Source organism: Qipengyuania proteolytica (assembly GCF_019711565.1).
GTDB classification, from domain to species: Bacteria; Pseudomonadota; Alphaproteobacteria; order Sphingomonadales; family Sphingomonadaceae; genus Qipengyuania; species Qipengyuania proteolytica.
This window is the reverse complement of the sequence record NZ_JAIGNN010000003.1, coordinates 200,481-207,523: the sequence shown is the minus strand read 5'-3', so window position 1 is coordinate 207,523 and position 7,043 is coordinate 200,481. Positions and strand designations below refer to the sequence as shown.

General features: G+C 59.9%; 7 protein-coding genes. All 7 read left to right on the top strand.

What is annotated here, in order from left to right:
- Window positions 1–533: 533 nt before the first annotated feature.
- The 7 genes from K3172_RS15165 (at window position 534) to K3172_RS15135 (ending at window position 7,041) form a co-directional block, all read left to right on the top strand.
- Window positions 534–1,343: a 2OG-Fe(II) oxygenase gene (locus K3172_RS15165; protein ID WP_221591506.1), complete on the top strand. Its 810-nt coding sequence runs from the start codon at window positions 534–536 to the stop codon at window positions 1,341–1,343.
- Between the two features lie 17 nt (window positions 1,344–1,360).
- Window positions 1,361–1,609: a hypothetical protein gene (locus tag K3172_RS15160; RefSeq protein WP_221591505.1), complete on the top strand. Its 249-nt coding sequence runs from the start codon at window positions 1,361–1,363 to the stop codon at window positions 1,607–1,609.
- A gap of 14 nt (window positions 1,610–1,623) precedes the next feature.
- A complete protein-coding gene (locus tag K3172_RS15155; RefSeq protein WP_221591503.1) occupies window positions 1,624–3,543 on the top strand; it encodes a RiPP maturation radical SAM C-methyltransferase in 1,920 nt (639 codons plus the stop codon).
- On the top strand, window positions 3,540–4,577 hold the full coding sequence (locus K3172_RS15150) for a hypothetical protein (RefSeq protein ID WP_221591501.1): 1,038 nt from the start codon (window positions 3,540–3,542) through the stop codon (window positions 4,575–4,577). Before K3172_RS15155 ends, K3172_RS15150 begins: the two co-directional genes overlap by 4 nt.
- Window positions 4,574–5,299: an ATP-binding cassette domain-containing protein gene (locus tag K3172_RS15145; protein WP_221591499.1), complete on the top strand. Its 726-nt coding sequence runs from the start codon at window positions 4,574–4,576 to the stop codon at window positions 5,297–5,299. Before K3172_RS15150 ends, K3172_RS15145 begins: the two co-directional genes overlap by 4 nt.
- 28 nt (window positions 5,300–5,327) lie before the next feature.
- Window positions 5,328–5,669, top strand: a complete 342-nt coding sequence (locus K3172_RS15140; RefSeq protein ID WP_221591497.1) for a hypothetical protein — start codon at window positions 5,328–5,330, stop codon at window positions 5,667–5,669.
- A 100-nt stretch (window positions 5,670–5,769) separates the two neighbouring features.
- Window positions 5,770–7,041 carry a class III lanthionine synthetase LanKC N-terminal domain-containing protein gene (locus tag K3172_RS15135; protein ID WP_221591495.1) on the top strand — a complete coding sequence of 424 codons (1,272 nt, stop codon included), beginning with the start codon at window positions 5,770–5,772 and terminating at the stop codon, window positions 7,039–7,041.
- Window positions 7,042–7,043: the final 2 nt, after the last annotated feature.

Sequence of the window (7,043 nt, the reverse complement as noted above, 5' to 3'; positions counted from 1 at the left end):
GGGACCGTCCACCGCATCAAGGTGAAGATGGCCAATGCGGCATAAACAAGAGCGTCAGGGTTCGGTGCCTCTTCTGGCACCATCATTTGAACATCGATGCCTTGTCGAGAGCAGGCGATCGTGAACTCTTCTCGACTTCAGCAGGGTTGGTAGTGGCGAGCGGTACCTAAGTCGCGCCGACGCGCGCTTCTCATCTCGGCGTCAGGGTAAATTCCGGATTCCATGGGTCAGCGTGAGCAGGACCGCTCTCAATGCCCCATTCAGACTTCCCAAATCTGCATCTCGTGTTCGATTTGGCTCTGCCCGAAGAGCCAAAATCGGATCGTTAGACGCTGAGATATCATCTGATGACGGGAGTTTTGTGGTCCGGCGGCGGTTTTAAAGAAGAAATTGGAATGTACGAAGAAGGAAGTAACCTTAAAATAATGCTAATAGTAATCTGTAGATATAACTATAGGTTTGGTGTAAATAATCGAATTCATATAACAGGCGAAACCTGCATTTCATCCATTGTGGAATCGAGATTTTTGGGGTTGCAAACATTCGATCTGTTTGTACCTATTAAATCGGTACGAAAATCCGATGAATCGCTTGCTGCTGTAACCATAATCGATGAAGGGGTCGCAATAATGACGCAAATCATTGAAGATAAAAGCGTTGCGATTCGCACAAATGATGACTTCGGTTATCTGGTTATCGACGATGTCGTCGTCCCGCAGGAACGGGATGAGTTGCACCGCCACGTCATGCGTGACACTTTCTTCTACGAAAATTCCTTCGAATGGAACAAGGTCTGGCACCCCCTGTCGGGGATGTCGCTGTTGACCGGCCCGAAGTCCTATGGCGAAACCGGCAAGCCCGGTCCGGCCTATCCGACCGGCACGTCGTATGACCTCTTCTTTGCGTCCGTCGAACGCCATCGCGATGTGATCACCGATTTCCTGGGGATCGACAAGGAGTCGCTGAAATATGTCCTGGCGGCCTATCTCTACCGCGCAGGCTGGGCACTTCCGTGGCACGAGGACATCGGCGAAGGGGCCGAATATCGCGGCGCTTTCTCCTATTACCTGCACAAGGAATGGCGGGGAAACTGGGGCGGCGAACTCATGATCCTCAACGACGAGCGTTTGCACGAGCCCGGCGAGAATACGATCGACCTCGCATTTTCTCAGGGGACCGGTCTCTATCCGCCTTCGCATGTTGCCGGCGGCATCGGCACCTTCATCGCGCCGAAGCCCAACCGGCTGGTCGTGATGCGCCCCAAGGTGCTGCACGCGATCAACACGGTATCGCCGCTCGCCGGCGAGAACATGCGCTTGGCCCTCGCCGGCTTCTACCTCTGACAATCGCGGGACAGGCCATGGAAGAGATACTCAGGCACGCCGAGATGCTCGATACCATCGACGCGATGGCACAGGCATCTCTCGACGAGGCGAGGGCGGAGGTCGAGCCGTCGTCGGCCCTCGCGCAGGAAGATGACGATACGCGCGAACTGGTGATGCTGCTGACGCGCAGCAACACGGCGCTGCTGCGCAAGGCGCGGCTGCGCACCTGCATTGCCGGACTGCAGGCGGTCAACCAGCATATCTCCCGCGCGCCTGACGCTTAGAACCGGAGACGAAAATGACTGTCCACCAGCCCGTCCCCGAAGCGCGCCCAATGCGGGCGGCGCTGGTCGGCATGCCTTGGTTCTGGGCGCACATGCCCTCGATCCAGCTCGCCATCCTGAAGGACATCCTGGGCAGCTGTGGGGTCGAAAGCGAGGTCTTCGAATTCTATGCCGACTTCGCGGATACCTTCGGCGTCGATCTCTACGGCAAGATCGCCAACACCGGTACCTACGTGGGCGAGCGCCTGTTCAGCCAGTTCTATTTCGACGAACTGCGCGAGCAACGGCCCGAAGACATTCCGCCGCTGGCCTTCAACGAGCCGGAGATCGAGAAGCATATCCTGCGGTTCGGTACGCCGCTGGTAGACCAGTTCCTCGATAATTGCGTGGAGGAAACCGACTGGTCCCGCTTCGACCTGGTCTGCCTGACGCTGACCGCCCAGCAGCTGGGCACCAGCATGGCGTTCGCCCGGCGCCTCAAACGTCGCTACCCCGACCTGACCGTCATCGTCGGCGGAGCGGGTTGTGCCGGGGATATGGGCAAGGCGCTGCTGCGGGTCTGCCCCGAATTCGAGATTGCCGTTCATGGCGAAGCCGAAGCGACCCTTCCGCTGCTCGTGCAAGCCTTGCGTGACGATGCCTCGCTGGAGACGGTCGGGGGTGTCAGCTGGCGCGATGCCGAAGGCGTAGTGCGAACCGGCAGCTCGACCGCGATGCATGTCTTCACCCATGCCCGCGAGCCGCTCGACTTCTCGGCCTATTTCGCTCGGGTCGGAAAGCTTCCGAACCTTGGCCGGCTGCCCAGCTGGATACCCTTCGAAAGCAGCCGCGGGTGCTGGTATGGCGAAAAGTCCCAATGCACGTTCTGTGGCCTCAACGAGATCATCAAGTTCCGCAAACGCGATACCTCGCAAATCTTCGGCGAGCTTGCGCACTACGAGAAGACGTACGGCCGGACGAATTTCTTCTCAGTCGACCTCATCATGCCGCGATCGTTCCTTGGTGATTTCCTCCCGGCCGTCCGAGAGGCGGGAAAGGACTGGACCATCTTCTACGAGGTCAAGTCCAACATGCAGCGGGCAGAAGTGCAGGATCTGGCGGCGGCCGGAATCAACTGGATCCAGCCAGGTATCGAAAGCCTGAGCGATCACGTACTCAAGCTGATGAAGAAGGGTGTTTCCGCCGCCCGCAACATCCAGTGCCTTCGCCTGTCGCGCGAGCAAGGGGTTACGGTTAGCTGGAATATCATCTCCAATTTCCCGCAGGAAACCGCGCAGGACTATGCGGACATGGCGGTGATGATGAAGTACCTGCACCACCTGGACCCCCCAAGCGGTATCGCGCCGTTCGAGGTGCACCGGTTCAGCCCGTTTCACGAGGAGCCGCGAGAGCACGGGATAACGCTGAAGGGGCCGCACCACCGCTATCGGTCGGTGTTTCCGGTAGCCGAAGAGCTGCTGTCGGAGATCGTCTATCGCTTCGAATACGATTTGATCGAGCCGGGAGACGAAGGACTGGATGCAGCGCGAAAGGCGGTCGCGGACGCCGTGGCGAAGTGGAAGGCGGCCGAGGCCCGGTCGTCCCTGTTCGAGATCGAGTACCTTGAGGACGGCAGCGCGGTCCTGCGGGATACTCGCGCGAGCGAACAGGAAATCGTCACGCGACTGCCATCCCATGAGGCCGCGTTGCTGGGTTTTCTCGATGAACTGAAGCCTAGCGTCCGCGCTGTGCAGCTTTTCGCCCAGGCCTTTCCGCAGGCTGTAGCATCGTTCGGCGGTGTCGCTGCCGTGGAAGCGAAGATCGCGGGATGGGAAGCTGACGGTACGGTCCTGAATGTCTCGGACACGCTTCAGTCGCTCGCGACACGGCGCCTGTCATCGAGGAGCGCCGAACAGCACACGCTCTCGGACCCGGAACTGGTTCCCGCCCAGTGAACGCTCAGGAAACAGGCGCAGCCCCACCCTTCCTGCGCAATCCCCTGGTCGCGCACGATCTGCTGGTTGTGCGTGGCTTGATCCGTAGCCTGACCGCAAGGGCGCTTGACGCGCTGAGCGCCGTGTTCCTGCTCTTTGTCGTCATTGCGGCCCTCAGGCATGGTCTGGCTGGTCTCCCGGTTGCTTATCGTTCGATTGCGATCTCCGTCTTACCGGGCATTCCTGCGACATTGCTGTTGGTCGTCCTGCTGCGACGGCTGGAGTTCTTCCGCACCCAATCCGTTGTGGCAAATGCGGCGTTGTGTCGCCGGCCTGCGGCTGCCTATGTCGGCCTGTTCCAGCTAGCGGCGAGCATCGCATTCTCGATCGCTTTCTTCGCGCCCGATGGTCCCGCGGTGGTGCTGTCCATGGCATCGTGGTGGATCGCCTTGTTCGTGGCCTTCGCCATCGCGCGCGGCCTGCGCCAAGTACTGTCGTGGCTGGACACCTACGGGCAGGACCGGCTTGCGCAGATAGTCGAGGCCCGTGGATCCGACCGCGTGAGGCGAGCGGCCATGCTCGCCGTTGCCATCGCCATCGCAACCGTTTCAGCCGTGATGTCACCGACCACTGCCGGGATTGTCAGCGTCGTCTCGGTACTGGCTTGGGGCCTGTTCTTCGTGCCCATTTCCTATCCGGTGATCGAATACGAGGGTATGGTCGGTCGGCCCCTGCGCGATAGTTTAGCAGGACGGCTGGGGTATCTGGCTGCGGCCACCGTCGGGTTTGCCGGGGCATCGCTCGCTTCGTTCGACTGGCGCGTGGGAGCTTCGATCGTTTCGGTGGGCGTGGCTCTGGCCGCCTACAAGATGCTTGAAATCCTGCTGGCCCGGGCGTTGGGTGGTAGTCGCGTGCAGTTCGCGCTCGCTGCCTGCCTCTTCGTGCTGGTCTCCGTTGCACTTGTCCAGCCGCTGGCATTTGCGATCATTGCACCGGTTCTTGCCTACTGGCTTTCGCGCCTGGCGCGCAAAAGACTCTGGCTCATAGCTTCATGAATGCCATCGAGCTTCGCGACATGAGCGTACGCCGCGGCCGGACCATGGCCGTCCAATCGGTGTCGCTGGATGTCCCGCAAGCCCGCTGGTTCGGCGTAATCGGAGCAAATGGGTCCGGCAAGACGAGCTTGCTCCGGGCACTTGCCGGTCGGCTGGAATGCACAGTCGGCAGCTGTCTCGTCCATGGGGTCGATCTTGCGGGCGACAGAAAGGCGCGCGCCGACGCGTTCGGCTTCATGGTTCCGGCAGAGAATTTACCTGGACCCCTCACGGCGCAGCAGTTGTTCCGCCTCATCGAGCCGGGGGAGGAGCGGTGGCGCCCGCGCGCAGGCCCAGTCTGGGATGCGTTGCAAATCGAGCGACTGCTCTCCCGCCGGATCGCCACCTGCTCTGCGGGCATGCGTCAACGGATCGCTGTCGCCGCCGCATTCGTCGGCGCCAGTAGTACCATCATTCTGGACGAGCCCTTCAATTGGCTGGACCCGGTGGCGGCAACCGATTTGCGCAGCGCGCTGAGGGAGAGCGTGATCCAAGGCGTAACTCTTATAACCGCTTTGCATGACATGATCAGCCTGGCTTCCTGCGACACGGGGATTTTACTCGGCAAAGGAAAAATCATAGAAGCCATAGACGAAAAAGCATTGGAACTTGGTCGCAAAGATCCATTCAAGTTCGAGATTGGTATAACGGAAGTCCTAAGGCTTAATAGCGTATTGGATTGACTCATTTCTGTCTTGCCTTACTGTAACGATGTCGCAGATTCCGCGGCGCGTTACGAAAGGAAACACAATGTCCAACGTCGTTGCCTTGAAGCAAATCAATGAGCCTGATCCGATCGACCAGAACGTTGCCCAGGCGCGGATGCTGCAGCGCATCAAGGAAATCAAATCCGATCCCTCGCAGTACCAGGCACTGCGCGAGCGGCTGAAAGGTCTTTCGACTGACGAAGAACGCGCGGAAGTTCTTGTCGAATTCATTACCGACAACGAAGATCTTCTCACCGCTCTGCCCGACGGAGAGGACGAGCGGATCAAGGCTGCTTGGTCGATCACGGTCACGACCGTCTTCATCTTCGCGAGCCCGGCTTACTGAGCTTGTTCCAATGATCGCGACCGGCGATGGTGCACGCCGGTCGCGAACTTCCCCCACTCAATCTGGCAGAGCCTTACGTACGTTGAACGAACCATCAGTCATGGCGGGTGACACGTCCACCCAAGCTGAGCCAGCGGCCGACGCCGAGTGGACCTTCGTAGGCCGTATGCCGAGTGTGACGCAGGGCTGGAAGCTGTATATCTCCGCCTCGGCAAGGGATTTCGCAGCGGCGCTCCAAGCGGGGCGTAGCGTTTTGGACGTCCATGGCGCCCCGTTCAAATTTGCATCAGACATGAATGTGTTACGCCGGCTGAACGCGGGACTGTGCGGCTATTCGCAAATCGGCAAATCCATCGTGGTTTATCTCGATACCGAGGTGAACGCACAGGAGCTGGTGCGGGATCTGAAGCTCGCGCTGGAGGATTTCCGCGGTTCCAACCTGAGGCCGCCCTTCGCCCATCCGATCGGCGGCGGATATCCGCTCTCCTTTCGCTACGGGGCGTTCTCAGGATTGGAGGTGGTGCTGCACGACCGAACCATTCCCGACGAACGCTCCAGGCGACAGGATCTATCGGCGCTTCCGGCATTGCCTTTCGCCGATGCGCTCGAGGTCGAAGAAGCCGACCATGCGATGAATCGCTTCCTCCTGTCCTATCCCGTGTTCGAGGTGCTCGGCCAGGCGGGCAAAGGCGGGGTATATGCAGCGCTGGACATAGCCTCGCCCGTGTTTCGCGAAGTGATCGTCAAGATCGGGCGCCGGCATGGCAACCTTCTGCCCGACGGGCGTGACGGCATGGACCTCGTCGCGCATGAGCACTGGTTCTACCTCGCCGTGAAAGACCTTGGACTGGCTCCGCACATGCCGACGCTTGTCGACTATGCCGAGTTTGCCGGCGCTGCCGCCCTGGTGATGGAGCGCCTCGAGGGCGTTACGCTTCTGGGACGACAGATCGAGGGTTCGCTGCAGACCGAGCACATTTCCAGGGCACTGGAATTGCTCGACGAATTCCATGCGGCGGGCTTCATCGTCGGCGATGCGAAACTGGCGAATTTCATCGAAACGCCCGATGGGCTGCTAAAGGCGATCGATTTCGAATCTGCGGCACCAGTCACGGACCTGCTTTCGCGCCAGCAGCATGCCAGTTTCCTGTTCGCCGACAGCGCGCTGCTGGAACGACCGAGGCTGTGGGAGAAACTGCATTTTCTCTATTCGGTCATGCACGGAAGCGGAGGCCACAGCGATGAGGCAAATGCAAGGATCGTAGATCTGGATGCGATGCTGGACAGGGGGCGCGACCTTCGACCGATCGAGGAATACGCACGCGAACTTGCGCGCGAACTTTGCCTGCGCGACGCGTTCCGAGTGGCTTAGAA